We start from the raw sequence: 25,843 nt of genomic DNA, 5'->3' as shown, positions 1-25,843 counted from the left end.
GAACCCGAGGTCCACGACGGGCGGTTACGCAACTGAGAAGAGGCCCGGGCCGGCACGCGCCGCTCCGGGCCGAACGATCCGCCGTCAGCGGTGGGAGCACAGGGCCTCGACGCCGGGCAGGGCCTTGCCCTCCAGCCATTCGAGGAAGGCGCCACCAGCGGTGGAGACATAAGAGAACTCGTCCGCCACCGCGCTGTGGTTGAGGGCGGCCACGGTGTCGCCGCCGCCCGCCACCGACAGCAGCTTGCCGGCGGTGGTGAGGGCCGCGACCTCCTTCGCCACCGCCACCGTGGCGGCATCGAAGGGCGTGATCTCGAAGGCACCGAACGGGCCGTTCCAGACCACGGTCTTCACGCCCTTGAGCTTCTCCTTCACCAGCGCGACCGTGGCCGGGCCGGCGTCGAGGATCATCTCGTCGGCGCCCACATGGTCCACGTCCACCACCCGGTGCGGGGCGTTGGCCTTGAACTCCTTGGCCACCACCGCGTCCACCGGCAGCACGATCTCGCACTGGGCGGCCCTGGCCTTCTCGAGAATGGCCCGGGCGGTCTCGCCCAGATCATGCTCGCACAAGGACTTGCCCACGTTGTGCCCCATGGCGGCCAGGAAGGTGTTGGCCATGCCGCCGCCGATCACGAGGATATCCACCTTCTGCACGAGATTGCCGAGCAGCTCGAGCTTGGTGGAGACCTTGGCGCCACCCACCACTGCCAGCACCGGACGCTCAGGCGCCTCCAGGGCCTTGGTGAGGGCATCGAGCTCGCCCTGCATGCAGCGGCCGGCGAAGGCCGGCAGCCGATGGGCGAGGCCCTCGGTGGAGGCGTGGGCGCGATGGGCCGTGGAGAAGGCGTCGTTCACATAGACATCGCCGAGCTTGGCGAGGGCCTCGATGAAATCCGGCGCGTTCTTTTCCTCACCCGCGTGGAAGCGGGTGTTCTCCAGCACGATCACATCGCCGGCGGCGAGCCGGGAGATGGCATCGGCCGCCGCCTCGCCCACGCAATCGGAGGCGAAGGCGACGGAATGGCCGAGCTGGGCTTCCAGCGCCTTGGCGACGGGCGCCAGGGACTGGCTTTCATCGCGGCCCTTGGGCCGGCCGAAATGGGCCAGCAGCACCGCCTTGCCCCCCTTCTGCGTGATGGCGCGGATGGTGGGCAGGATGGCCTTGAGGCGGGTGTCGTCGGTCACGCGCCCACTTTCCATGGGCACGTTGAGATCCACACGAACCAGCACCCGCTTCTGGGTGAGGTCCGCATCGTCGAGGGTGCGGTAGGCGGTCATCGGTGCGCCCCCCTGTCCGCTCAGCCGAGCTTGCCCATGGCGACGGCAGTGTCGCTCATGCGGTTCGAGAAGCCCCACTCGTTGTCGTACCACGACAGCACCCGCACCAGCGTGCCGTCCATCACCTTGGTCTGATCCAGGTGGAAGGTGGACGAGTTGGGATTGTGGTTGAAGTCGATGGAGACGTTGGGCTGGTCGGTGAAGCCGAGGATGCCCTTCAGCGGACCGTTGGCGGCGGCGATGATGGCCGCGTTGATCTCATCCTTGGTGGTCGACCGCTTGGCGATGAACTTGAGGTCCACCACCGAGACGTTGGGGGTCGGCACGCGGATGGAGGTGCCGTCCAGCTTGCCATTGAGCTCCGGCAGCACCAGGCCCACCGCCTTGGCGGCGCCGGTGGAGGTGGGGATCATGGACATGGCCGCCGCGCGGGCCCGGTACAGGTCCTTGTGCATGGTGTCGAGGGTCGGCTGGTCGCCGGTATAAGCGTGGATGGTGGTCATGAAGCCCTTCTCGATGCCGACCGCATCGTTAAGGACCTTGGCCACCGGGGCGAGGCAGTTGGTGGTGCAGGAGGCGTTGGAGACCACCAGGTGCTCGGCCGTAAGCTTCTGGTGGTTCACGCCATAGACCACGGTGAGGTCGGCGCCGTCGGCCGGGGCCGACACCAGCACCCGCTTGGCGCCGGCGGTGAGGTGGGCGGCAGCCTTCTCCCGGGAGGTGAAGATGCCGGTGCACTCGAGAGCGATCTCGACGCCGAGTTCCTTGTGGGGCAGCTCGGCGGGGTTGCGCACGGCGGTCACCTTGATGGGGCCGCGACCCACGTCGATGGTGTCACCGGCCACCTTCACCTCACCGGGGAAGCGGCCGTGCACGCTGTCGAAACGCATGAGGTGGGCGTTGGTCTCGACCGGGCCGAGATCGTTGATCGCCACCACCTCGATGTCGGTGCGGCCCGATTCGATGATGGCGCGCAGCACGTTACGGCCGATGCGTCCAAAACCGTTGATGGCCACCTTGACGCTCATGTCTCATCCTCCATAGCCGGCCATGAGGCACGGCTCCTGCATTATGGGCGCGGCGGCGGGACCCATTCCCGCGCCGCTGCGATGTCGCGCCCGCCGCGCGCGGAACTCAAACCTGCCGGAGCTTGTCGAGGGCGGCCTCGGCCACCTTCTCCGCGGTTATTCCGAAATGCGCATAAAGGTCCTTTGCCGGCGCACTGGCGCCAAAAGATGTCATTCCCACGAAGGCGGCATCCGAACCGACGATTTCGTCCCACCCCATGCGGATGGCGGCTTCCACCGCCACCTTGGCCGGAGCGTCCCCGATCACCTTGGCCCGCTCTGCGGCGGACTTTTCGAGGAACAGTTCGAACGAGGGCACGGAGACCACGCGGGTGGGCACACCCTGGGCCTCCAGAAGGGTTCGCGCTTCCGCCGCCACCGAAACCTCGGAGCCGGTGGCGAACAGCGACACCTGGGCCGGGCCGCTGGCGGCGATCAGCTCATAGGCGCCGGCGGCGCTGCGGTTCTCGGCGGTGGCGTCGGTGCGCAGCAGCGGCAGGTTCTGCCGCGACAGGATCAGCGCCGAGGGGCGATCCTGCGCCTCCAGGGCGATCTGCCAGGCTTCGGCGGTCTCCACCGTGTCGGCCGGGCGCAGCACCAGAAGATGCGGAATGGCCCGTAGGGCCGCCAGATGCTCCACCGGCTGGTGGGTGGGGCCATCCTCGCCGAGGCCGATGGAATCATGGGTGAGCACGTGGATCACCCGGGCGCCCATGAGCGCCGCGAGGCGGATCGCCGGGCGGCAGTAATCGGAGAACACCAGGAAGCCACCGGAGAAGGGCACCACGCCCTTGTGCAGCGACATACCGTTCATGGCCGCGGCCATGCCGTGCTCGCGCACGCCCCAGTGTACGAAGGTGCCGGAGAAGTCGTCCGGGGTGATGGACTTGGCGGTCTTGGCCTTGGTGTTGTTGGAGCCGGTGAGGTCGGCCGAACCGCCGATCATTTCCGGCACCACCGGGGTGATGATGTCGAGCACCATCTCCGACGACTTGCGGGTGGCGACGGCGCCGCCGGCGGCCACCGCCTGGGCCTTGGCCTCCACCACGGCGGTTCCCAGGGCGGCCGGCAGGGTGCCGGAAACGCGGCGCTCGAACTCAGCCTTGCGCTCCGCCGGGGCGGCGGCGAGGCGCGCCTCCCAGGCGGCGCGGGCGGTGGCTCCGGCGCTGCCCGCGGCGCGCCAATCGGCCAGCACGTCGGCGGGGATCTCGAAGGGGGCGGCCTCCCAGCCGAGGGCGGCGCGGGTGGCGGCGATCTCCTCGGCGCCCAGCGGCGAGCCGTGCACCTTCTCGGAACCCGCCTTCTTGGGCGAGCCGAAGCCGATGGTGGTGCGGCATGCGATCAGGGTCGGCCGGTTGGAGGTCTTGGCGGTTTCGATGGCGGCGAGGATCGCCTCGGGATCATGGCCGTCCACCCGGGTGGTGGCCCAGCCGGAGGCGGCGAACCGCGCCAGCTGATCGGTGGAGCCGGAGATGGAGGTGGGCCCGTCGATGGAGATGTGGTTGTCGTCCCACAGCACGGTGAGCTTGGCGAGCTTGAGGTGGCCGGCGAGGTCGGCGGCCTCCTGGCTGATGCCTTCCATCAGGTCGCCGTCGGAGCACAGCACATAGGTGCGGTGGTCCACCAGTTCGGGGCCGAACTGGGCGGCGAGGGCACGTTCCGCCATGGCCATGCCCACCGCGGTGGCGATGCCCTGGCCGAGCGGGCCGGTGGTGGTCTCCACGCCTTCGGTGACGAAATTCTCGGGATGGCCGGGAGTGAGCGAGCCGAGCTGGCGGAAGCGCTTGATCTCCGCCATGGGCACGCTGGCATAGCCGGTGAGATGCAGCAGCGAATAGAGCAGCATGGAGCCGTGCCCGGCGGAGAGTACGAAGCGATCCCGATCGGCCCAGCCGGGCTGGCTCGGATCGAACTTCAGGACCTTGGAGAACAGGACGGTGGCGATGTCCGCCGCACCCATGGGCAATCCGGGATGCCCGCTCTTGGCCGCCTCGACGGCGTCCATGGACAGAAACCGGATGGCATTGGCCATGCGATCATGGCGGGTGCGGTTCGACATTAATCCTCTACTCCTGCGGCACGCGCGGCGGGCCGGAACGGCGAAGGTGCGCACCGAATGGCGCGGCCGGAACGGCGACCTTCGGGCCCATGCGGAGCCCATGCCGACCGTGCGGCAGTCTAGATAACAGTGCCTGCCGGGGTGTCAAACCCGCCCGGCTCCGTGACGTCAAGGGGCGAGTGCCATCACGGCCGCGTTTCATCGTCGCTGTGGCGCCCTCTTATGCAGGGCTATTTGGCAGGCAGGCGCCGATGGTGCTGCGGGAGGCGGTAGTTTCTTGCCGCCGGTGCCCTCTGGCACGGGGTTTGGCCGCCCCGGGGGTGGGGTCAGGCGCATCAACCACTCGCTAACGCCATGCAGAAAAAAGCCGAAAGCATTCTGGTTGACAACTCAAGGAGCAGTGGCGCCGGCCGGGTCGACTCGGCTAAACTTTCTGCATGTACGCGCTGAAGCAACGTCTCCCCATTGAGGACGCCCCCATTGAGGCGGCGACCCGGCGGTTGCATGCCGCCCTCGATTCGCTGGTCGACGCGCTGGAGCGGCGGCGGGACGCGGATCGTCACCAGGAGGCGCTGCAGGCGCAGCTGCATGCGCTGGGCAACGACCGGGCGCGGCTCGCCGCCCAGCTGGACAAGGCGCAGGCGGAGGCCGGCGACGTGGGGGAGGTGGCGCAGGAAGTCATGCGCCGGCTCGATGTCGCCATGTCCACCATCCGCGACGTGCTCGCGACTCACGGCGGCTGATCTTCATGCCTCATGTCTCCGTCACCATCGCCGGCCGTCAGTATCGGATGGCCTGCGACGAGGGCCAGGAGGACCATCTCGTACGCTTGGCGCACGATATCGACACGCGCATTTCGCAGCTGCGAACGGCCTTTGGCGAGATCGGGGACCAGCGCCTGGTGGTGATGGCCGCCATCACCATCGCCGACGAACTGGCCGAGGCGCGTAACCGGATCCGCGCGCTGGAAAGCGACATCGAGGGGCAGCGCGACGCGCGCGCCTCCGCGATCGCCCGCATCGAGGCCAGCGAGGGCGAGGTGGCCCGCACCATTGAGGAAGTGGCCGAGCGCATCGAGCGGCTGGTGGCGGATCTGGTGCCGCGGGAGCGCGGCGGCACCATCGGCATGGGATAACCTCGGGTCGCGTGGTTCCGGTCGCGGGAAGGACTGGCGCCTTGGGGCAAAGCTCCCTAGATATGAGGAGCGGAGCTGCGGGGTGCGTTAGGAGACTATTCCCCGGGGCCTTATCGATCCTTAAGGGAGCTGTCTCTGACCTCGCCTGCGGGCTTGGACACACGGCGCCCACCTACGTTGTAGGTTTCCCGGGATCGACCTCCGACGGCTTTGCGGCCCCGCACTGATTTCAAGGCTCTCGTCGCAGGGCCTTCGCCCGGTGGTTTCACCGCCAGGGCGTGGTGGCCAGGATCCTCATGCCTTCTCCCGTCGATCTTCCGGTCGGTGCCGCTGCAGATGGCGAGGCCTCGCGCGCCGAGAAGGCGCGGCTGCGGGCCCGGGCGCTGGCGCAGCGGGCGGAGATGGGCGTGGTGGCCCGCTCCCGCGCCTCCGCCCAGGCCGCCTGGCTCGCCACATCGCTGCTGGGCCGCGACGGTGACCTGACGGGGCGTCGCATCGCCTTGTTTGCCAGCTTCCGCGATGAGATCGACACGCTGCCCCTGGCCCGCGAGCTATGGAGCCGCAACGCCCAGCTGGCGCTGCCGGTGATCGTCGATCGGGGCGTGCCGCTCCTTTTCCGCTATTGGGCCGAGGGGGCCGCGCTGGCGCCGCAGGGCGCTTTCGCTATTCCGACCCCGGGCCCCGAGTGCGCGCAGCTGGAGCCGGAGGTGGTGTTGGTACCGCTCGCCGCCTTCGACCGGCGCGGGCTGCGCATCGGCTATGGCGCGGGTTTCTATGATCGCACCCTGGCGCGCCTGCGGGCGGCGAGGCCGCTTCTGGCCGTCGGTTTTGCCTTCGCCTGTCAGGAAGTGGAGCGGGTGCCCGCCGAACCCCATGACGAGCCGGTGGATGTGATGGTAACGGAAGCTGAGGTGATCCCCTGCAGCGGACGATGAAGGCCTGACGATGCGTATTCTGTTCCTGGGCGACGTGGTGGGACGGCCGGGCCGGGAGGTGGTGCAGGACCGCCTGCCCGGGCTGGTGGAAGCCTGGAAGCTCGATTTCGTGGTGGTGAACGGCGAGAACGCCGCCGGTGGCTTCGGCATCACCGAGGCCATCTATGAGGATCTGCTCGCCGCCGGCGCCGATGCGGTGACCCTCGGCAACCATGCGTTCGACCAGCGCGAGGCGCTGGTGTTCATCGAGCGGGCGCCGCAGCTGGTGCGGCCGTTGAACTATCCCGCAGGCACCCCCGGTCGCGGCGCCGCGCTGGTGGAAGCCAAGAATGGCGCCCAGGTGCTGGTGCTCAACGTGATGGGGCGGACCTTCATGGATCCGCTGGACGACCCCTTCGCCGGCATCGACCGCGCGCTGGATGGCGCGGTGCTCGGCGAGGTGGCCGATGCGGTGGTGGTGGACGTGCATGCGGAGACCACCAGCGAAAAGCAGGTGATCGGCCATTATTGCGACGGCCGCGCCTCGCTGGTGGTGGGCACCCATACCCATGTGCCGACCGCCGATCACCGCATCCTCACCGGCGGCACCGCCTACCTCACCGATGCCGGCATGTGCGGCTGCTATGACGGTGTCATCGGCATGGACAAGGAAGAGCCGCTGCGCCGCTTCACCCGCAAGCTGGCTTCTGCGCGGTTCGAGCCGGCCACGGGGCCGGGCACCCTGTCCGGGGTGGCGGTGGAGACCGATGACCGGACCGGCCTTGCGGTGCGCGTCAGCGCCGTGCGGCTGGGCGGCAGCCTGGCGGAGACGCGGCCGACCTTCTGGGAGAATTGAGCCATCGGGCGTGCTGACGAAAGGTCAGCACGCCTTTGTCCGCCGGCTTTTCTGCGCCGGCTTTCTTGCCCTTTTCCCTTCCTCCCGCCTATAAGGCCGGCTCCAGTCAACGTTGCGGTTCGGGCGGCCTCGTCTTCGGCGGGGCGCGGGGCCGTGTTCAATGGGATGGTGGCGCCATGGCCGGGCATTCACAGTTCAAGAACATCATGCACCGCAAGGGACGCCAGGATGCGGTGCGTTCCAAGCTGTTCTCCAAGCTCGCCCGCGAGATCACGGTCTCGGCCAAGATGGGCCTGCCAGATCCCAACATGAACCCGCGCCTGCGCGCCGCCATTCTGGCCGCCCGGGCGGAGAACATGCCCAAGGACAATATCGAGCGCGCCATCAAGAAGGCGTCGGGTGGGGATGCGGAGAATTACGAGGAGATCCGCTACGAGGGCTATGGTCCCGGCGGGGTGGCGGTGATCGTCGAGGCGCTGACCGACAACCGCAACCGCACCGCCTCGGAAGTGCGCTCCTATTTCACCAAGTCGGGCGGCAATCTGGCGGAGACCGGGGCGGTGTCGTTCATGTTCGACCGGATGGGGGCGATCGAGTTCGACGCCGCCAAGGCCGATGCCGACGCCATGATGGAAGCGGCCATCGAGGCCGGCGCCGACGACGTCTCCTCGGACGAGGACGGCCACGAGGTGCTGTGCGCGGCGGAAAACCTCGCCGAGGTGCAGAAGGCGCTGGAAGCCAAGTTCGGCGAACCCCGCAAGGCCGGTCTGGTGTGGCGTCCGCAGAACACCGTGGCGGTGGACGACGAGACCGGCGAGAAGCTGCTGAGGCTGGTCGACAGCCTTGAGGACAATGACGACGTGCAGAACGTCACCGCCAATTTCGAGCTGTCCGAGACCCTGCTGGCCAAGATGGCCGAGTGAGTGGCCAGCTGAGGTTTTAAAATACCACTTTTCTGACATCAGCCACCGCGTCCTCCCGGGGGAGGGCGCGGTGGGCGGGGATCAGGCCGCCAGGCTGTTGGCGATGGACTGCAGCTCGGCGATGGCGCTGTCAATCTCGCCACGCTGACGCTCCAGCTGGGCCAGCTGCTTCAGGCAGCGCTCGCGGGTCAGGGCGAGGCCCTGGGCGGCATCGTGATCGGCGGCGGCGCCGGTGTGGGCGGCCACCAGGGCGCGGATTTCGGCCAAAGTGAAGCCGAGCTGCTTGCCCTTGAGGATCACCTTCAGCCGCTCGCGATCGGTGGCGGAGTAAAGCCGGGTCATGCCGTCGCGGCGCGGCGCGATCAGGCCCTTGTCCTCATAGAAGCGCAGGGCCCGGAGGGTGGTGCCGAACTCGCGGGCGAGGTCACCGATGGTGAACACGTCCTCGGCCTTGCCCAGGGCGTCGACCTTGCCATCGGGCCGGGGCATGGCCACCGGATGGGACAGGCCACGGCCGAGTTCGTAGGTATTCGCGTCCATACAGGGTCACTCCCATGTCATTCAATCTGCGTCCGGCTCGGGCTGGGGGCGGAGCGGGAGCGCGCGGTTCCAGTGCTGCTCGTCATGGCGCCCGGGCGGCGGGCGCCACAGATGGCGGCGGCGAACGGCCCGTTCGCCGGATGGGTGGAGGGGACCGGACCCGTAGCCGCCGGCGCACCGTCGCGCCCATCCCGTGGCATCTGCTGGATCGCCAGGGAGGGGCTGGAGCCGGCCGGAGGGACCACCACCCGTGACATCCGCCCGGATCGACCTTGGCGCAGGGCGCCGCAGTCCCGGGTTGAAAGCGGGCTGGCGGTACAATTCCGCTGGCAAGTTCCGCTCCGTCACGGCAACCTTTGTAGCGTGATGCCGGGCGTCGCCGGGAGAGACAACGGGCTACCGTTAGGGAAAGTAACCGTTACCTGACGTTGAAAATAAACGAAAATTTCCGGCTTAACCCCTCATTTACCACGTTCGCGAGATGCTGCAGATCACGAATCACCGCAGTGCGAGCATGGTAGTTGGGCACCCTCACAGGTTCTCTCCTCCGGCCGCAGGGAGGCGGACATGGAGCGATTTCAGCGCACGACCTGGGCGGGCTCCGCGGCTAAGGCTCAGATCCGCGACGAGGGGTACCCGGCGCGGGAGGGTCGCGCCGGCGACACCGGCGCCGTGAACGATCGGGACTGGAACCCGGCCCCCCGCCCCCCGGCCGCCTGGCCCTCGGGCAAGGCGCGCGGCTCGGCCGGCCCGGACACCTGGGTCGACCCATCATCCTATGATCCGCCCTATGGGGCTCCGGCCTTCGCCATGGGCGCCGTGGAGGCGCTGAAGGCGGAGGTGGCCGATCTGCGGGCGCGCCTTTCCCATGCGGCGCCGCGCCGGGCCGTGGTGGAGATGGACCGGGCCATCACCCTGCTGCATCACCGGGTGGAGGATCTGCGGATCGGCGGGCTCGGCGACGGGCAGGACGATGTGGCGCTGTTGGCCGACGAGCTGATGGCGGTGCGGGCCGGCCTCGACGAGATGCGGGCGCCGGAGCGGTTCGAGGCGCTGTCCGCCGGCCTCGATCTGCTGGCGCGCAAGATCGACATTCTGAACGCTAAGGCCATCGATCCGGTGGAGATGGCGCGGCTGCAGGCGCAGTCGGCAGAGCTCAAGTCGCTGGTCACCCGCACCCTTTCCGGGTCCGCCTTGCAGCCGTTGGCGGAGCGTCTGGCGGCATGTGCCGAGCAGATCACCCGCGCCGGCGAGGAAACCGCCCAGCGGGTGGCCGAGGCCACCAGCGCCCTGGAGCGCAATGCCGAGGCGCTGCTGAGCCGGGTGGACGCCTATGAGGCGCGGGCCCGCGAAGGGCAGAGCGCCAGCGCCGAGGAACTGCGGCGCGATGTGGAAGCCAATGTGCGCACCCTGCATGATCGGCTGGATGGCGTGAGCGCCCAGCTGAGCCGCCTGTCTCCCGCCTTGGGCGCCGATCTGGCGGAGCGGCTCGGGGCGGTGCTGGACCGGCTGGACGTCGCGCAGGGGGCCGGCACGGCCGTGGTTTCGCCGCTGGCCGAGGTGGTGGAACACCATTTGATGGCGCTCACCGAGCGGTTCCAGAGCGCGCAGGTGCATTTGGAGCGGCTCGACGGCATCGAGGACGCGATCGGCGCCGTGATGGAGGAGTTGCGGGGCGTGCGCCACGCGTCCGTCGTGGCCGCCCAGGGGGCGGTGGAGGAGGCGGTGGAAGCGGTGACCCGCAAGGTCTCCACCGACACCGAAGGACCGGTGGTGGTCGGCCTCAAGCGCGGTCTCGCCGCCCTGGAGGCCCGTCAGACCGAGGTGGAGCGCCGCGCCAGCGTGCTGATGGGCGAGGGCCCCGGCATGGATCTGCAGGAGGCCCCGGTGGTGCTCGACCGCACCGCCGACGATGTCTGGTCGCCGCAGGTCACTGATCCCCAGGTCACTGATCCCCAGGTCGCTGATCCTCAGGTCGCCGATCCGCAGGTCGCCGATCCGCAGTCCCCGGCTGCCGCCGCGCCCCCTGTGGCGCCGGCGCGTGGGGGCAGGGATGCCGGTGGCCAGGATCCGGCGACCCTGAATTTCGTGACGCTGGATGCGGAACGCCTGGATGCGGGGGCCCCGGATGTGGGGTCGCTGGACCGGAACGCGATGGATCTCGACGCGATCGCTGCGGATGCGCGGGACCGGGATGCCGGAGATGCGGCGTGGGCGCCGGAGCCCGATGCCTGGGCCGATGTCTTCGCCGGCCTGCCGGCCGACGGGCATCCGCAGGAGGCGAGCCCGACAGACGCGGGTCCACAGCAGGCGGCTGCCCAAGAGATGAACCGGGCCGAGCTGCGGGCGGAGCCCCGTGAGCCGGCTGGCGGGTCGCGTCCGCGCAAGACGCTGCGGGTGGAGCGCTCCGGTCGCGAGCGCAAGGACGCCCGCGACGCCGAGACGACCAAGGCGGAGGCGGCCGCCCGGCCACGGGTGGATCGCCATGCGCTGGGGCGCAAGCGGCAGATGTCGCGGGCGACGTCGCGGCCGGCGCGCCGGCGGGTGTCGCCGGCGCTGATCGCCGCCAGCGGTCTCGTGCTCCTGCTTACGGCGACGGGCGCCGCGGCGTGGAGCAGCCGCGATGCGCTGATGGCGCGGGCGACCCAGACCTTCGAGCGGCTCAAGTCCGCCGCGGTGCCCTCGGCGGTGCTCACGCAGGGGCCCACCAGCACCACCGCCGAGCTGCCGGTGCCCACCGGCCCGCAGCCGCTGCGCACGGCGGCGCTGGAAGGCAACCTGGCGGCGGCCTACGAAGTGGGCGTGCGATATGCCGATGGCGTCGGCGTGCCGGTGGACCTGGATGCCGGCATCAAATGGCTCGGCTATGCGGTGTCGAACGGCTTCGCCCCGGCCGCCTACCGGCTCGGCAGCCTTTATGAGAACACGCTGCGCAACATGGATGAGGCCTATCGCTTCTATAAGTGGGCGGCGGAGCAGGGCAATGTGCGGGCCATGCACAATCTGGCGGTGCTCTACAGCCAGGGCATCGACGGCGCGCCCGATTGGGGCCGGGCCATCGAATGGTTCCGCAAGGCGGCCAATCTCGGCCTGAAGGACAGCCAGCACAATCTTGGCATCATCTTCGCGCGCGGCATGGCGGGAACCAGCGACCTCACCGAGGCGCTCACCTGGTTCGAGATCGCCGCGGCCCAGGGCGACCAGGACAGTGCCGACAAGCGCGATGCCCTGGTGAAGGAGGCCGATGCCGCCGTGCTGGCGAAGGCCAAGCGGGCCGCGGCCGCCTTCGTGCCTAAGCCGCAGAGCGAAGGGTCCAACCAGGTGGCGGTGCTGCCGGAATGGAACGCCAGCGAGGCCGGCGAGCACATGGCCGCCAATGCCATGCTGTTCTCCAAGAACCGCATCGCCGCCAAGCAGTGACGTGGCGGCGGTGAATGGCGCCGCCACCTGCGGTGCCCGGGCGCCGGGGCGCATGTGTCGGCAGATCTGGTGTCGGTAGATCCGGTGTCGGCAGATTCTGCGTCGAGAGGCCTTGCGACGATCGCCGTGGGGCCACCGCCGCGATGGGGTGGGTTCTATTTGTTCACCATTTGTACGTTTTCGCACTTTTCTCCCGGCAGGTGAGGGGGCAGTTTGTGGCCATGACTGCCGCACCGATTCGCGCCACCCGCGCCATTCGCATCCTTGGTCTTGATCCCGGCCTGCGCCGGACCGGCTGGGGGGTGATCGAGGCTGAGGGGCCGCGCCTGCGCTATGTGGCGTGCGGCACCATTCTGCCGCCGGAGACGGCGCCCATGGGCGCGCGCCTCGCCGCGCTCCACCATGGCCTGATGGCGGTGCTGGACGCGCACCGGCCCGATGAGGCGGCGGTGGAGGAGACCTTCGTCAACATGAATCCCTCGTCCACCCTCAAGCTCGGCCAGGCGCGTGGTGTGGTGCTGCTGGCGCCGGCCCTGATGGGGCTGGACGTGGCCGAATATGCCCCCACCCTGGTGAAGAAGAGCGTGGTGGGCGCCGGACGGGCGGAGAAGGCGCAGATCCGCATGATGATTTCCATCCTGCTGCCGCAGGCGACGCCGGAAACCGAGGATGCCGCAGATGCGCTGGCCATCGCCGTCACCCACGCCCACCATCGCGGCGCGGCTGCGCGGGCGCGCGCGGCGCTGTAGGATGGCAACAAGGCCGGGGCGGATACAGATGGCCGATGGATCGTGGCGAGGGGAACCGGCGGATGGTTCTGGGGCATCTGGCGCTGCTGGTGGCGGCCCTGTTCACCGGGGCGGCACTTTATATCAACGTGGTGGAGCAGCCGGCGCGGCTCAGCCTGGCCGACGGCGCGGCCCTGGGCCAATGGAAGCCCGCCTATGCGCGCGGCTTCGCCATGCAGGCGAGCCTGGCGCTCGCGGGCTTCGCGCTGGGCGCGGGGGCGTTCGCCCAGACCGGCAACTGGCAGTGGCTGGCGGGCGGCGTGCTGCTGCTCGCCAACTGGCCCTATACCTATATCGGCATCATGCCCACCAATCGCCGGCTGATGGGCACCGCGGCGCCCGAGGCGGAGACCCGGCGGCTGCTGGTCAATTGGGGGCAGTTGCACATGGTGCGCACCGGGCTCGGCATCGTCGCATGCGGCGTCTTCCTGTGGGCGGCGCTGGCGTGAGCGCGGCCGCGACGCCGGGGGCCGGCGCATGATCGGCAAGCTCAAGGGGCTGGTGGACACGGTGGCCGAGGACCACCTCATCCTCGATGTGCATGGGGTGGGCTATCTGGTGCACTGCTCCGCCCGCACCCTGCGCGACCTGCCGCGCATGGGGGAGGCCACCAGCCTCGTCATCGAAACCCATGTGCGCGAGGACCAGATCCGCCTGTTCGGCTTCGGCTCGGACAGCGAGCGGGACTGGTTCCGGCTGCTGCTGACGGTGCAGGGCATCGGCACCAAGATCGCGCTGGCGGTGCTCTCCACCTTGCGCCCCTCGGAGCTGGCGCAGGCGGTGACCCTGGCCGACAAGACCATGATCGCCCGCGCCCAGGGGGTGGGGCCGCGGGTTGCCACCCGCATCGTCACCGAGCTGAAGGACAAGGTGCCCGGGGGCCTCGCCGCCGACATGGGCCTGCCGCAGGCCGGGGCCGGGGGCGCCGTGACCCTGGATGGCGGGCCGGTGGCCGATGCCATCTCGGCCCTGGTCAATCTGGGCTATGGTCCTCCCCAGGCCAACACCGCCATCGCCGCCGCCTTGCGCGATGCGGGGGAGGGCGCGACCACCGAGACGCTGATCCGCCTCGGGCTCAGGGAACTGGCGAAGTAGCGGCAGGGATCTGCTGCGGCCCCCGCCGGGGCGCGTTGGGGGCGAATGTGATTGTCGCGCGGGATCGCACTTGATCCGGCGCGACGCAGGTGCGACAGGGCTCGGACATGAACACCCGCCTTCTTTCGGGCGAAAAGCGCGACGACGACGCCGAGCTCCATCTGCGGCCCCAGATGCTGGGCGAGTTCGTGGGGCAGGCCCAGGCGCGCGCCAACCTCGACATCTTCATCAAGGCCGCCCGCGCCCGCGGCGAGGCGCTGGACCACGTGCTGTTCGTGGGCCCGCCCGGCCTCGGCAAGACCACGCTCGCGCAGATCATGTCGCGGGAGATGGGGGTGGGCTTCCGCTCCACCTCCGGCCCGGTGATCGCCAAGGCGGGCGACCTCGCCGCCATTCTCACCAATCTGGAAGAGCGCGACGTGCTCTTCATCGACGAGATCCACCGCCTGTCGCCGGCGGTGGAGGAGATCCTCTATCCGGCCATGGAGGATTACGAGCTCGATCTCGTCATCGGCGAGGGGCCGGCGGCCCGTTCGGTCAAGATTTCCCTGCCGAAATTCACCCTGGTGGGCGCCACCACCCGCTCCGGCCTCCTCACCACGCCCTTGCGCGACCGGTTCGGCATTCCGGTTCGGCTGCAGTTTTATACGGTGGAGGAATTGGAGAAGATCGTGGTGCGCGGCGCCAAGGTGCTGGGCATCGCCATCGTGCCCGATGGCGCCACCGAGATCGCCCGCCGTGCCCGCGGCACCCCGCGCATCGCCGGCCGGCTGCTGCGGCGGGTGCGCGACTTCGCCGTGGTGGCGGGGGCCGAGGCCATCGACCGGGCCATCGCCGATCGTGCGTTGTCGGCGCTGGAGGTGGACAGCCTCGGCCTCGATGCCATGGACCGGCGCTATCTCACCGTCATCGCCGAATTCTACGGCGGCGGGCCGGTGGGGGTGGACACGCTGGCGGCGGCTCTCTCGGAGCCGCGCGACGCCATCGAGGAGATCGTCGAGCCCTATCTGGTGCAGCAGGGCTTCATCCAGCGCACGCCGCGCGGCCGCCTACTCACCGCGCTGGCCTTCCGCCACCTGGGCCTGCCGGAACCCCAGCGGGACCCTGCCACTCTTCCGCCGAACTTGCCTTTGTTCGACGATGAGGGGTAGGTGTGCCGCCGACGCGGGGACCGGCAAACCGGGATGAGGGCATGAAGACGGATCTTTCGGGCGAGCGGGCGGTGACACCAGGCGAGCGCGAGGCCCACCCCCATCTGGCGGGGCGTCTCATTCCCGGCGGCCACGTGCTGGCGCTGCGCGTCTATTATGAAGACACCGACTTCTCCGGCATCGTCTACCACGCCAACTATCTGCGCTTCATGGAGCGCGGCCGCTCCGATTACATGCGCCTGCTGGGCGTGGTGCAGGGCGAATTGTTCGCCGAGGCGGCGGCGGAAGCTCCGGGCTTCCATTTCGTCGTGCGCTCCATGCAGCTCGATTTCCTCAAGCCCGCCAAGATCGACGACGTGCTGGAGGTGGTGACCCTCTCCAAGGACGTGGCGGGTGCCTCCATCACCTTGTCCCAGCAGGTGAAAAGGGGTGGAGAGGTGCTGGTGTCGGCGCTCGTGCGGGTGGCGTTCGTCTCCCAGGGCCGGGCCAAGCGCATTCCCGACGCTCTGCGCCAGGCCACCGCCGCCGATGCCCGCGCCCTCGACGGGCAGGGCGAGGGGTAGCGGGCGGCCGCGGCCCCTGATTCTGCCGCAGCGCCATATTCCCTTGCGAAATCCGGTGTTTTCACCGCCTTGCGTGACCGCGCTAACGTGTCATTAAGCCTGATCATGGCTAGGTTTGCGGTAAGCCTTGCGGCGATTTCTTCGCGCCGCAGCACTTATCGGGGCGCCCGCCAAAGTTTGGACAGAGTCAACCGGTCAAACACCGGATGACTTGTGGACAGCTCCGGCGGAGATGTCCCGCGCGGCCGCGCGCCGCGCGCAGCGGAGCCGAGAATGACCGAACAGATGAGCAGGCATGGCGGGGCGCCTGCGCCGAAGTCGCCCCTTCCCACCCTTCTTTGCCTGACGCTGGGCCTGCTGCTGGCGGGCGCGCTGCCCGCCGCGGCCCAGGACCTGGGCGCCGCGCCGGTGGCGGCGCCGGCGGCGGACATCTCCTTCCTCTCCCTGTTCCTGCAGGCCCATTTCGTGGTGAAGCTGGTGATGATCGGCCTGATCGTCGCCTCCATCTGGGTGTGGGCCATCATCATCGACAAGACGCTCCTGTTCTCCCGCAACCGACGGGAGATGGACCAGTTCGAGCAGGTGTTCTGGTCCGGCCAGAGCCTGGAAGAGCTCTACCGCTCCCTGTCGGGACGTCCCAACCACGGCATGGCCTCCATCTTCGTGGCGGCCATGCGGGAGTGGAAGCGCACCTATGAAGGCGGCGTGCGCTCGCTGGCCGGCCTCAACCAGCGGCTCGACAAGGTGATGAACGTGACCATCGCCCGCGAGGTGGAGCGGCTGGAATCGCGCCTGCTGGTGCTGGCGACGGTGGGTTCGGCGGGCCCGTTCATCGGCCTGTTCGGCACGGTGTGGGGCATCATGACCTCGTTCCAGTCCATCGCCGCCTCGAAGAACACGTCGCTGGCGGTGGTGGCGCCGGGTATCGCGGAAGCCTTGTTCGCGACCGCCATGGGCCTCATTGCGGCCATTCCCGCGACCATTTTCTACAACAAGTTCATCTCCCAGGCGGGCCGCCAGGCTCAGCGCCTCGAAGGGTTCGCGGACGAGTTTTCCGCCATCCTGTCGCGGCAGATCGACGAGCGGGGCTGACGCCATGGGCATGGGAGGAGCAGGGGCTTCCGGGTGGCAGAGCCGCCGCGCGCGCGGCCGCCGCGCCCCGGTGATGGCGGAGATCAACGTGACCCCCATGGTGGACGTCATGCTGGTGCTGCTCATCATCTTCATGGTGGCGGCGCCGATGCTCACCGTGGGCGTGCCGGTGGACCTGCCGCAGAGCCAGGCGAGCGCGGTCAACCAGGACAACAAGGAGCCGCTCATCGTCTCGGTGAACGACAAGGGCCAGATCTTCCTGGGTGACAGCGAGATCAAATACGAGGACCTGGTCGCCAAATTGCAGGCGGTGACCCAGGCGCGCGGCGGCATGGAGGAGCGGATCTTCGTGCGCGGCGACAAGAAGGTGGATTACGGCACGGTGATGCGGGTGATGGGCCGCCTCTCCGGCGCCGGCTTCAAGAAGGTGGCGCTGGTCACCGAAGTGGAACAGGGGAGCTAAAGACGGCCATGCAGGTCGGCTTCACGGCATCGACGATCGCTCACGCGAGCATCCTCGTTCTGGCCCTGGTGTCCTTCACCGGGGCGCAGCCGTTTGAGCCCATGCCGGAATCCATGCCCGTGGACGTGATTTCCGCCACCGACCTCACCAAGCTCACCAAGGGCTCGAAGACCGCGCCCAAGATGGAGAAGCAGGTACAGGTGGCCGAGCAGGTGGGCGAGCCGACCCCGGTGGCGGATGCCAAGCTGAAGGTGAGCAAGGATGCGCCGGTGGAGGCGACCCAGCCGCCGCCCCCGGCTCCGGCGCCCGCCCCGAAGGTGGCGGAGCCCCCGGCGCCGCAGAAGGCTGCCGAGGCGCCGCCCAAGCCGGCGACCCCGCCCAAGCCCGCCGAGGCCCCCCCCAAGGTGGAGCCCAAGGTCGAGGACGCGCTGAAGAGCGAGCCCAAGAAGGAAGAGAAGCCGAAGGACGAGCCGCCGAAGGAAGAGGCCAAGGTGGCCCCGGCGCCGCTGCCGCCCAAGAAGCCGGCGCCGCCCCCGCCGCGCCCCGTGGAGGCGCAGCAGACCCCCGCGCGCGACTTCAATACGGATCAGATCAAGGAACTCCTGGACAAGCGCACCCCGACCCGCCAGGTGGCGAGCGCCAGCCAGGTCTCCAACACCTCCTCCCTGGGCGCGCCCTCGGGCCAGGCCGCGACCTTGAGCATGAGCGAGATCGACGCCTTCCGCGCCCGGGTGCGCCAGTGCTGGAATGTCATGGGCATTCCGGCCGACGAGAAGGTGTACGTGGATATCCGCGTGGATCTCAAGCCGGATGGCATGCTGCGGGCCGAGCCGGTGGTGCTGGGGGGCAGCGCCTCCACCTATGGACCCGCCGTGGGCCGCACCGCCGTTGCCGCGCTCACGCGCTGCCAGCCCTTCACCATGTTCCGCAAGGAGACCTATGCCCAATGGAAGAGCATGGATCTGACCTTCCGGCCGCAGGAGTTCGAGCGGTAGTACCCTCGCCCGATTCAGCCTAAGCGTTTTGTTATGATGCGGTTCCGCATCGCCCGTTAAATCCACTTATCCCTTGAAGGCCGCCGCGCGGGTTCCATCGCAGCGGAGCGGCCGAACCCCAGAGGCCCCGACCCGTGATGCCCCCCTTCGACCGCTTCGGATCCGCGCTGAGTCGCCGCCGCTTCGTCGTCGGTGCCGGTGGTCTTCTCGCAGCCGGCGCCGCGCTGCGCGGCCTGCCGGCGCAGGCCGCCACGAAGCTTGAAATTTCCGGGGGCACACCCCAGCCGATTCCGATCGCGGTGACCGACCTGCTCGGCGAGACCGAGCAGGGGCGCGCCATCTCCGGGGTGATCGCCGCCGATCTCAAGCGCTGCGGCCTGTTCGCGCCCATCGATCCGAAGGCGTTCGTGGAGCAGATCACCAATCCCGACACGCCGCGGTTTCAGGACTGGCGCGTCATCAACGCCCAGGCCCTGGTCACCGGCCGCATCACCCGCCAGGCCGATGGCCGGCTGCAGGTGATGTTCCGCCTGTGGGATGTGGTGGCCGGCCAGCAGCTGGCGGGCCAGCAGTTCGTGGCCCAGGCGGAGAACTGGCGGCGCATCGCCCATATCATCGCCGACGTGATCTATGAAAAGCTCACCGGAGAGCGGGGCTATTTCGATACCCGCATCGTCTTCGTGGACGAGAGCGGCCCCAAGGAGCGGCGGGTGAAGCGCCTTGCCATCATGGACTGGGACGGCGCCAACGTGAGCTATCTCACCCGTGGTGATGCGCTGGTGCTCACGCCGCGCTTCTCGCCCACCAGCCAGGAAATCACCTACATGTCCTACGCCCAGGGCGAGCCCCGGGTGTATCTGCTCAATATCGAGACCGGCCAGCGGGAGATGGTGGGCAATTTCCCGGGCATGAGCTTCGCGCCCCGATTCGCGCCCGATGGCCAGCGGGTCATCATGAGCCTGCAGCAGGGCGGCAACTCCAACATTTTCGTCATGGACCTGCGCTCGAAGGCCACCACCCGCCTCACCGACACGCCGGCCATCGACACCGCGCCGTGTTATTCGCCCGATGGCCGGCAGATCTGTTTCGAGAGCGATCGCGGCGGTTCCTCGCAGATCTATGTGATGAATGCGGATGGCTCCAGCCAGCACCGCATCTCGTTCGGCACGGCGCGTTATTCCACCCCCGTGTGGTCGCCGCGCGGCGACTGGATCGCCTATACCCGCCAGGCCGAAGGGCGTTTCGCCATCGGCGTGATGAAGCCCGACGGCTCCGGCGAGCGTGTGCTCACTGAGGGTTACCACAACGAGGGCCCCACCTTCTGCCCCAACGGCCGGGTCATCATGTTCTTCCGCGATCCCGGCGGTGCCTCGGGCCCCTCGCTCTATACGGTGGATGTCACCGGCTATAACGAGCAGCGGGTGCCGACCCCGAGCTATGCCTCGGACCCGGCCTGGTCGCCGCTGCGCTCCTGATCCCCGGGGATGCCTGTTGCTTATGGGCAACAGGTTGGAGCGCGCAAGGGCGCTGGAGGGCTTCGCCGCGCCACCAGCACAACCTTGCCATGATGCCGCCACGGCGCGGCATCAGTGAAGAACCCATTGAGGACGGGGCGGCATGGCCGAGGGTCCTCGCCTTTTCCGAGTCGCAGTGGAGCGCGCGCCCGACCCGTTCGGGGGCTTGGTTTTTGCTGCGTGCCACCTGGGGCGGCAACCGCTTGGAAACCATGACGCCCGGTATTCATCTGGATTGATCCTGCGGGCTCGAAGGCTCCTGTTTGAAGAACCTTCGCTTAACCGGTGGCTGGCTAGATCGCAGCATCCGGTCCGCGTTGAGATAGGGAGTTACCGGGATGCGTTTGCTTGAGATTGTTCGCGGTTTCCGGTTCGTGGCGCTGTTTGGCTTCGCGCTCGCTCTGGCCGCGTGCGCCAACAACCCCAACCAGAACGCCGCTGGCTATGGTGGCGCGGGCGGCCCTCCCGGCTCGCCGCAGGAATTCGTGGTGGCGGTGGGTGATCGCGTGTTCTTCGAGAGCGATCAGACCGACCTCACCCCCCAGGCGCGCGCCACCCTCGACCGTCAGGCCCAGTGGCTGCAGCAGTGGAATCGCTACACCTTCACCATCGAAGGCCATGCCGACGAGCGCGGCACCCGCGAGTACAACATCGCCCTCGGCGCCCGCCGCGCTCAGGCGGTGCGGGACTACCTGACCTCCCGTGGTATCGACCCGGCCCGCATGCGCACCATTTCCTATGGCAAGGAGCGCCCGGTGGCCATCTGCAACGACATCTCCTGCTGGTCTCAGAACCGGCGCGCGGTGACCGTGCTGAACACCGGCCGCGCCTCCTGACCGCACCCGCGCGGACCGGATCTTCCGACCGGATTTTCATCATGGCCGGCGTCCGCAGGGGCGCCGGCCATGGCGTCTGCGGTGGCGTCCGCCGGGCCGGCCGGCCCTGCCGGCCCCTGTGGCCGCTGCCGGCCGCGGGTCACACTTTGGACGTGATCCGACAGCTATCCTCCCGCTGATCCTGTGGGATCCGTCCTGTGGGATGCATCCTGGGGCGCAGGCGCGCCGGGGTGGGGCCGAGAGTCCTTGCGCATCACTCCGACCGCGTGTGGTGGTTCGCCTGATCCCGGATGTGTCTTATACCGTCATGTGCCTGCGCCTTCGCGCGCCCGTCGATGGGCGGGCCCAAGCCGCTCCAGCCCCATGCGAGCCCCATGTTGTCGTCTCTGTCCTCGCGTCCGAAGACCAGCTCTTCCCTCACCCGTCTCATGCTGACGGCGGCGCTGCTGGCCGCAAGCCCCTTGGTGGGCCCTCTCGCCGGGCAGCCGGCGGCGGCCCAGGACAACAACCTGTTCGGCAATCTGTTCAAGCCGCCGGGCGCGCCGGCCCAGAGCGAGACCAACGCTGCGGCTGAGGCCGCCATGCGGCTGGATCGCATGGAGAACGCCCTGCGCCAGCTCACCGGGCAGGTGGAGGAGCTGCAATATCGCAATCAGCAGCTCGAGGCGCAGGTGAAGCGCCTGTCGGAGGAGGGCGGTGGCCGCCCCGGCGCGGCGCCACCCGCCGTGCCCACCGCGGCGCCGCGGGTGGCACCGGCGCCGGCCAGCCCTGGCCGGCGGTCCGATGCGTTCGATCCTCTGGGTGATCCCACTGCGCCGGGCGTGCCGCAGCCGCTCGGCTCGCCGGCCAGTGCCTCCGCCGGCCTTACCCATCCCAATGTCGGCGGCACCCAGGTGGCGGCGCTGCCGCCCTCGGGCAGTGCGCGCGAGCTTTATGACGCCGGCCAGGCGCAGATTCAGCGCCAGGATTTCACCACCGCCGAACAGACGTTCCGCCAGATCATCCAGGCCAACCCGGGGGACCGCCTGATTCCCGACGCCACCTTCATGCTGGGGGAGAGCCTGTTCCTGCGTCACAATTACGGGGATGCGGCGGCCCAGTTCCTGGAGGTCTCCACCAAGTATCCCAACTCCACCCGGGCGCCGGAGGCGCTGCTGCGGCTCGGCCAGTCGCTGGCCGGGCTGGGGGAGAAGGAGACCGCCTGCGCCACCTTCCTGGAGGTGGATCGCAAATATCCCCGGGCTGCCTCCGCCATCCGCCAGGCGGTGGAGCGCGAGCAGAAGCGTGTCGGCTGCTGACGCCGCGCCTCTCGATGCGGCCGCGGCCGCGCGGCTGTTCGCCGGTTTTCTCGATTTTCCCCGCCTTGTGATCGCCGTTTCCGGTGGCCCCGATTCCACCGCCCTGCTGTGGCTCGCCGCCCGATGGCGCGCCGGCCGTGGGGACGGGCCGGAGCTGATCGCCGTCACCGTCGACCACGCCTTGCGCCCGGATTCCGCCGCCGAGGCCCAGGGGGTCGGAGCGCTGTGCGCGCGCCTCGGCATCGCCCACCGCATTCTGGTCTGGACTGGGGAAAAGCCGCGCCAGGGGCTGCAGGCGGCGGCCCGGGACGCCCGCTATGGACTGCTGGGGGAGGCCGCCGCCGCCTTCGCCGCGTCCGCCGTGGCGCTGGCCCATACCCGTGACGACCAGGCCGAAACCGTGCTGTTCCGGCTGGGGCGGGGGTCCGGCCTCACCGGCCTTGCCGCCATGCGGCCGCGGGTCGCACGCGGGGGGCTCACCCTGCTGCGGCCGCTTCTCGATGTGCCGAAGGCGCGTCTTGTGGCCACCTTGGAGGCCGCCGGGGTGCCGTTCGTGCGCGATCCCGCCAATACCAATCCACGGTTCGCCCGCGCGCGCCTGCGTCAGCTGGCACCGCGCCTCGCGGAGGAGGGGCTCGATGCCCGCCGGCTGGCGCAACTGGCGGCGCGGGTGGCGCGCGCCGATGCTGCTCTGGAGGCCGCCACCGACGCCGCGGCACCCCTTTGCACGCCCCAGGGCGAGGCCATCGCGCTCAACGCGGCTGCCCTGGCGTCGCTGCCGGAGGAGGTGGCCCTGCGCCTGCTGGGGCGGGTGCTGGCGCGGATCGGCACCGAGGGGCCGGTGGAGTTGGGCAAGCTCGAGCAGCTCCATGACGCGCTGCGGGCGCGCATGAGCGCCGGCAGCGGGCCGCGCTTCCGCCGCACCCTGGCGGGGGCGGTGGTGACCCTCGGTCCGGATCGCGTGACCGTCACCGCGGCACCGCCGCGGCGGCAGCGCCGTTAAGGGCGGCGCGATTTCCCGGCGATTTGCCGGCCAATCGCGCCCGTTTGCCTTGGCAATGCCAGAGTGCGCACCTAAATTAGCATCAGACGGTACGGGAGGTGTCGCCGGCGCGCGTCCTCGTGGGATCTCTCTTCCCTAGGGGCAAGGCCGCTTAAAGCCGCGCTTTCGGCTGTCCCCACGAGGGTTCAATGAACGCCAACTTACGCAATTTCGCCCTTTGGGTGATCATCGTTCTGCTGCTGCTCGCGCTGTTCTCCCTGTTCCAGAGCCCGGGCCAGCGCACGAGCGCGAACGATATTTCCTTCTCGCAGCTCCTGTCCGACGTGGATCTCGGCCGGGTGCGCGATGTGGTGATCGAGGGGCCGAACATCTCCGGCACCTTCACCGACGGCCGCCAGTTCCAGACCTACGCGCCCAACGACCCGTCGCTGGTGCAGCGTCTGTATGGCAAGGGCGTGCAGATCACCGCCCGGCCGCCGTCCGACAGCGTGCCGTGGTTCGTGAGCCTGCTGGTGTCGTGGCTGCCGTTCCTGCTGCTGATCGGCGTGTGGGTGTTCATGTCGCGGCAGATGCAGGGCGCCGGCGGCAAGGCCATGGGCTTCGGCAAGAGCCGCGCCAAGATGCTCACCGAGGCGCACGGCCGGGTGACCTTCGATGACGTGGCCGGCATCGACGAGGCCAAGAGCGACCTCACCGAGATCGTGGAGTTCCTGCGCGATCCGCAGAAGTTCCAGCGGCTCGGCGGGCGTATCCCGCGCGGCGTGCTGCTGGTGGGCCCGCCCGGCACCGGTAAGACGCTTTTGGCCCGCGCCATCGCCGGCGAAGCCAACGTGCCCTTCTTCACCATCTCCGGCTCGGACTTCGTGGAGATGTTCGTGGGTGTCGGCGCCAGCCGCGTGCGCGACATGTTTGAGCAGGCGAAGAAGAACGCCCCGTGCATCATCTTCATCGACGAGATCGACGCGGTGGGCCGCCACCGCGGCGCCGGCCTCGGCGGTGGCAATGACGAGCGCGAGCAGACCCTCAACCAGCTTCTGGTGGAGATGGACGGCTTCGAGGCGAACGAGGGCATCATCCTCATCGCCGCCACCAACCGTCCCGACGTGCTGGACCCGGCGCTGCTGCGTCCCGGCCGGTTCGACCGGCAGGTGATCGTGCCCAACCCGGACGTGGTGGGCCGCGAGCAGATCCTGAAGGTGCATGCCCGCAAGATCCCGGTGGCGCCCGACGTCAACCTGAAGACCATCGCCCGCGGCACCCCCGGCTTCTCCGGCGCCGACCTCGCCAACCTCTGCAACGAGGCGGCGCTGATGGCGGCCCGGCGCAACAAGCGCATGGTCACCATGGCGGAGTTCGAGGATGCCAAGGACAAGGTGATGATGGGCGCCGAGCGCCGCTCGCTGGTCATGACCGAAGAGGAGAAGATGCTGACCGCCTATCACGAAGGCGGGCATGCCATCGTCGCCCTCAACGTTCCGGCCACCGATCCGGTGCACAAGGCCACCATCATCCCCCGTGGGCGGGCGCTGGGCATGGTCATGCAGCTGCCGGAGCGCGACAAGCTCTCCATGAGCTACGAGCAGATGACCTCGCGCCTCGCCATCATGATGGGTGGCCGCGTGGCGGAAGAGCTGATCTTCGGCCACGATAAGGTCACCTCGGGCGCGGCGTCCGACATCGAGCAGGCCACCCGCCTGGCCCGCATGATGGTGACCCGTTGGGGCTTCTCCTCCGATCTCGGCACGGTGGCCTATGGCGACAACCAGGACGAGGTGTTCCTCGGCATGTCGGTGTCGCGCCAGCAGAACGTGTCGGAGGCCACCGCCCAGACCATCGACCGCGAGGTGCGGCGCCTGGTGGACGAGGGCTATGCGGAAGCCACCCGCATCCTCACCGAGAAGAAGCAGGATCTCGAAACCCTGGCCAAGGGCCTGCTGGAATACGAGACCCTCTCGGGCGACGAGATCGTCGACTTGCTGAATGGCAAGGAGCCGACCCGCGAGAGCGTGATCGAGCCAGCCAATCCGCGTGGCTCGGCCATCCCCAACCCGAAGAACCGGCCGAGCCCTGGCGGCGCCGGCGGCTCCATCGAGCCCCAGCCCCAGGCCTGAGTGGCCGACCTTGCCCGGCGCCTGAGGTGCCGGGTGGTTTGCCCCCCATCGCACACCGTCAAACGCGCGCCCCTTGGGTGCGCGTTTTTCGTTTGGAGGCTGCGTCGGCCGTGACGCCGGGGGCGCGCCGAGCCGCGCGCGGCAGGCTTTGGCGAAGATCGGCATGTGCTCGATGCGATCGACTTTCAGTATGGCCGATCGCCGAGGCCTGGTCCCTTTCCGCGTGTGGGGGAGGGGCGTTTCCGTTGGGCGGGGGCGTGAGCGGTCGCGCTTTTGGGGCGTGGCGACGCTGCCTTTCGGCACGGGCGGCGCCATGGTCCCGGCGTTCTGCCCCCACCCCAGCCCTCCCCCGCACGCGGGAGAGGGGGAGCGGCGAGAGGCGGGTTGCGTGGGCCGGGGCCGCATCACGTGTGTCGAACCCGGATGAGACATCGCAGGGGCAGCGGCCTGCTGCTCGTCGCACCGGCTGGCTCGGTCCGGGGTGCGCCCTCGCCCGACCTGCCGCCATCTGCTGAACCATCGACGGTCGCGGCGACCACATTGGGATTCTCGGCGACCGCATGGTCGGCGCCTGTGCCATAGACACCTGGGCCATAGACACTTTGGCCAACGGCACCTGGCCAACGGCACCTGAACTATCGAGCCACCGCCATCGGCCGCAGCACCATAGCGCGCCGGGCCGTCGATACAGGGCCCTCCCGCCGGAAGCATCGACACCGGGGCGGCGGCGGGCCATAGA

At 69.2% G+C, this 25,843-nt stretch carries 23 protein-coding genes and 1 other RNA gene; 20 read left to right on the top strand and 4 right to left on the bottom strand.

Going from position 1 to position 25,843, the window contains the following annotated elements; all coding sequences use genetic code 11:
* Positions 1 to 84 precede the first annotated feature (84 nt).
* The 3 genes from MEU52_RS04910 to tkt all read right to left on the bottom strand — a co-directional run bounded on the left by MEU52_RS04910 (position 85) and on the right by tkt (position 4,407).
* Positions 85 to 1,281, bottom strand: coding sequence for a phosphoglycerate kinase (locus MEU52_RS04910; protein WP_238119711.1), 1,197 nt, complete (start codon positions 1,279 to 1,281; stop codon positions 85 to 87).
* A gap of 20 nt (positions 1,282 to 1,301) precedes the next feature.
* The gene (gap, locus tag MEU52_RS04905; protein ID WP_238119713.1) at positions 1,302 to 2,309 is read right to left on the bottom strand and encodes a type I glyceraldehyde-3-phosphate dehydrogenase; all 1,008 of its coding nucleotides are present in this window, start codon (positions 2,307 to 2,309) and stop codon (positions 1,302 to 1,304) included.
* Positions 2,310 to 2,415: 106 nt separating this feature from the next.
* Positions 2,416 to 4,407, bottom strand: coding sequence for a transketolase (tkt, locus tag MEU52_RS04900; protein WP_238119715.1), 1,992 nt, complete (start codon positions 4,405 to 4,407; stop codon positions 2,416 to 2,418).
* A gap of 437 nt (positions 4,408 to 4,844) precedes the next feature.
* Between tkt and MEU52_RS04895 the strand changes: the two genes are divergently transcribed.
* From MEU52_RS04895 to MEU52_RS04870, 6 genes are all read left to right on the top strand, one after another.
* Positions 4,845 to 5,150, top strand: coding sequence for a DUF4164 domain-containing protein (locus tag MEU52_RS04895; RefSeq protein WP_238119717.1), 306 nt, complete (start codon positions 4,845 to 4,847; stop codon positions 5,148 to 5,150).
* A 5-nt stretch (positions 5,151 to 5,155) separates the two neighbouring features.
* Positions 5,156 to 5,542 (top strand): cell division protein ZapA, encoded by a 387-nt coding sequence (locus MEU52_RS04890; protein ID WP_238119719.1) that lies wholly within the window; start codon positions 5,156 to 5,158, stop codon positions 5,540 to 5,542.
* Positions 5,543 to 5,611: 69 nt separating this feature from the next.
* A non-coding RNA gene (gene ssrS, locus MEU52_RS04885) (6S RNA) lies at positions 5,612 to 5,765 on the top strand.
* Positions 5,766 to 5,838: 73 nt separating this feature from the next.
* The gene (locus tag MEU52_RS04880; RefSeq protein ID WP_238119721.1) at positions 5,839 to 6,477 is read left to right on the top strand and encodes a 5-formyltetrahydrofolate cyclo-ligase; all 639 of its coding nucleotides are present in this window, start codon (positions 5,839 to 5,841) and stop codon (positions 6,475 to 6,477) included.
* 10 nt (positions 6,478 to 6,487) lie between these two features.
* Complete coding sequence (locus MEU52_RS04875; RefSeq protein ID WP_238119723.1) at positions 6,488 to 7,312, top strand: TIGR00282 family metallophosphoesterase; 825 nt, start codon at positions 6,488 to 6,490, stop codon at positions 7,310 to 7,312.
* Positions 7,313 to 7,488: 176 nt separating this feature from the next.
* The gene (locus MEU52_RS04870) at positions 7,489 to 8,235 is read left to right on the top strand and encodes a YebC/PmpR family DNA-binding transcriptional regulator (protein ID WP_238119725.1); all 747 of its coding nucleotides are present in this window, start codon (positions 7,489 to 7,491) and stop codon (positions 8,233 to 8,235) included.
* 81 nt (positions 8,236 to 8,316) lie between these two features.
* Here the strand turns inward: MEU52_RS04870 and MEU52_RS04865 are convergent, their stop codons facing one another.
* A complete protein-coding gene (locus tag MEU52_RS04865) occupies positions 8,317 to 8,724 on the bottom strand; it encodes a MerR family transcriptional regulator (RefSeq protein ID WP_443266059.1) in 408 nt (135 codons plus the stop codon).
* 618 nt (positions 8,725 to 9,342) lie between these two features.
* Between MEU52_RS04865 and MEU52_RS04860 the strand changes: the two genes are divergently transcribed.
* The 14 genes from MEU52_RS04860 (at position 9,343) to ftsH (ending at position 25,104) form a co-directional block, all read left to right on the top strand.
* Positions 9,343 to 12,195 carry a tetratricopeptide repeat protein gene (locus tag MEU52_RS04860; protein WP_238119733.1) on the top strand — a complete coding sequence of 951 codons (2,853 nt, stop codon included), beginning with the start codon at positions 9,343 to 9,345 and terminating at the stop codon, positions 12,193 to 12,195.
* A 221-nt stretch (positions 12,196 to 12,416) separates the two neighbouring features.
* Complete coding sequence (ruvC, locus tag MEU52_RS04855) at positions 12,417 to 12,944, top strand: crossover junction endodeoxyribonuclease RuvC (RefSeq protein WP_238119734.1); 528 nt, start codon at positions 12,417 to 12,419, stop codon at positions 12,942 to 12,944.
* A 62-nt stretch (positions 12,945 to 13,006) separates the two neighbouring features.
* Positions 13,007 to 13,432 (top strand): DUF1772 domain-containing protein, encoded by a 426-nt coding sequence (locus MEU52_RS04850; protein ID WP_238119735.1) that lies wholly within the window; start codon positions 13,007 to 13,009, stop codon positions 13,430 to 13,432.
* Between the two features lie 28 nt (positions 13,433 to 13,460).
* Complete coding sequence (gene ruvA / locus MEU52_RS04845; protein ID WP_238119736.1) at positions 13,461 to 14,078, top strand: Holliday junction branch migration protein RuvA; 618 nt, start codon at positions 13,461 to 13,463, stop codon at positions 14,076 to 14,078.
* Between the two features lie 107 nt (positions 14,079 to 14,185).
* A complete protein-coding gene (gene ruvB, locus MEU52_RS04840; protein ID WP_238119737.1) occupies positions 14,186 to 15,229 on the top strand; it encodes a Holliday junction branch migration DNA helicase RuvB in 1,044 nt (347 codons plus the stop codon).
* Between the two features lie 41 nt (positions 15,230 to 15,270).
* On the top strand, positions 15,271 to 15,792 hold the full coding sequence (gene ybgC, locus MEU52_RS04835; protein WP_238119738.1) for a tol-pal system-associated acyl-CoA thioesterase: 522 nt from the start codon (positions 15,271 to 15,273) through the stop codon (positions 15,790 to 15,792).
* Positions 15,793 to 16,065: 273 nt separating this feature from the next.
* Positions 16,066 to 16,884: a protein TolQ gene (gene tolQ, locus MEU52_RS04830; protein ID WP_238119739.1), complete on the top strand. Its 819-nt coding sequence runs from the start codon at positions 16,066 to 16,068 to the stop codon at positions 16,882 to 16,884.
* 4 nt (positions 16,885 to 16,888) lie between these two features.
* Positions 16,889 to 17,347, top strand: coding sequence for a protein TolR (gene tolR / locus MEU52_RS04825; RefSeq protein WP_238119740.1), 459 nt, complete (start codon positions 16,889 to 16,891; stop codon positions 17,345 to 17,347).
* Positions 17,348 to 17,355: 8 nt separating this feature from the next.
* Positions 17,356 to 18,342 carry a cell envelope biogenesis protein TolA gene (locus tag MEU52_RS04820; protein WP_238119741.1) on the top strand — a complete coding sequence of 329 codons (987 nt, stop codon included), beginning with the start codon at positions 17,356 to 17,358 and terminating at the stop codon, positions 18,340 to 18,342.
* A gap of 137 nt (positions 18,343 to 18,479) precedes the next feature.
* Positions 18,480 to 19,817: a Tol-Pal system beta propeller repeat protein TolB gene (gene tolB / locus MEU52_RS04815; RefSeq protein WP_238120285.1), complete on the top strand. Its 1,338-nt coding sequence runs from the start codon at positions 18,480 to 18,482 to the stop codon at positions 19,815 to 19,817.
* Between the two features lie 377 nt (positions 19,818 to 20,194).
* Positions 20,195 to 20,692, top strand: a complete 498-nt coding sequence (gene pal / locus MEU52_RS04810; RefSeq protein WP_238119742.1) for a peptidoglycan-associated lipoprotein Pal — start codon at positions 20,195 to 20,197, stop codon at positions 20,690 to 20,692.
* Between the two features lie 374 nt (positions 20,693 to 21,066).
* Complete coding sequence (gene ybgF, locus MEU52_RS04805) at positions 21,067 to 21,990, top strand: tol-pal system protein YbgF (RefSeq protein ID WP_238119743.1); 924 nt, start codon at positions 21,067 to 21,069, stop codon at positions 21,988 to 21,990.
* The gene (tilS, locus tag MEU52_RS04800; RefSeq protein ID WP_238119744.1) at positions 21,977 to 22,993 is read left to right on the top strand and encodes a tRNA lysidine(34) synthetase TilS; all 1,017 of its coding nucleotides are present in this window, start codon (positions 21,977 to 21,979) and stop codon (positions 22,991 to 22,993) included. The genes ybgF and tilS overlap by 14 nt, the downstream gene beginning before the upstream one ends.
* 188 nt (positions 22,994 to 23,181) lie before the next feature.
* Positions 23,182 to 25,104, top strand: a complete 1,923-nt coding sequence (ftsH, locus tag MEU52_RS04795; protein ID WP_238119745.1) for an ATP-dependent zinc metalloprotease FtsH — start codon at positions 23,182 to 23,184, stop codon at positions 25,102 to 25,104.
* The last annotated feature ends 739 nt before the right edge of the window (positions 25,105 to 25,843 follow it).

The sequence above is a fragment of the Xanthobacter sp. NM-25 genome, assembly GCF_022138605.1.
Lineage (GTDB): Bacteria > Pseudomonadota > Alphaproteobacteria > Rhizobiales > Xanthobacteraceae > Xanthobacter.
This window is presented reverse-complemented; position numbering and strand designations above follow the sequence as displayed.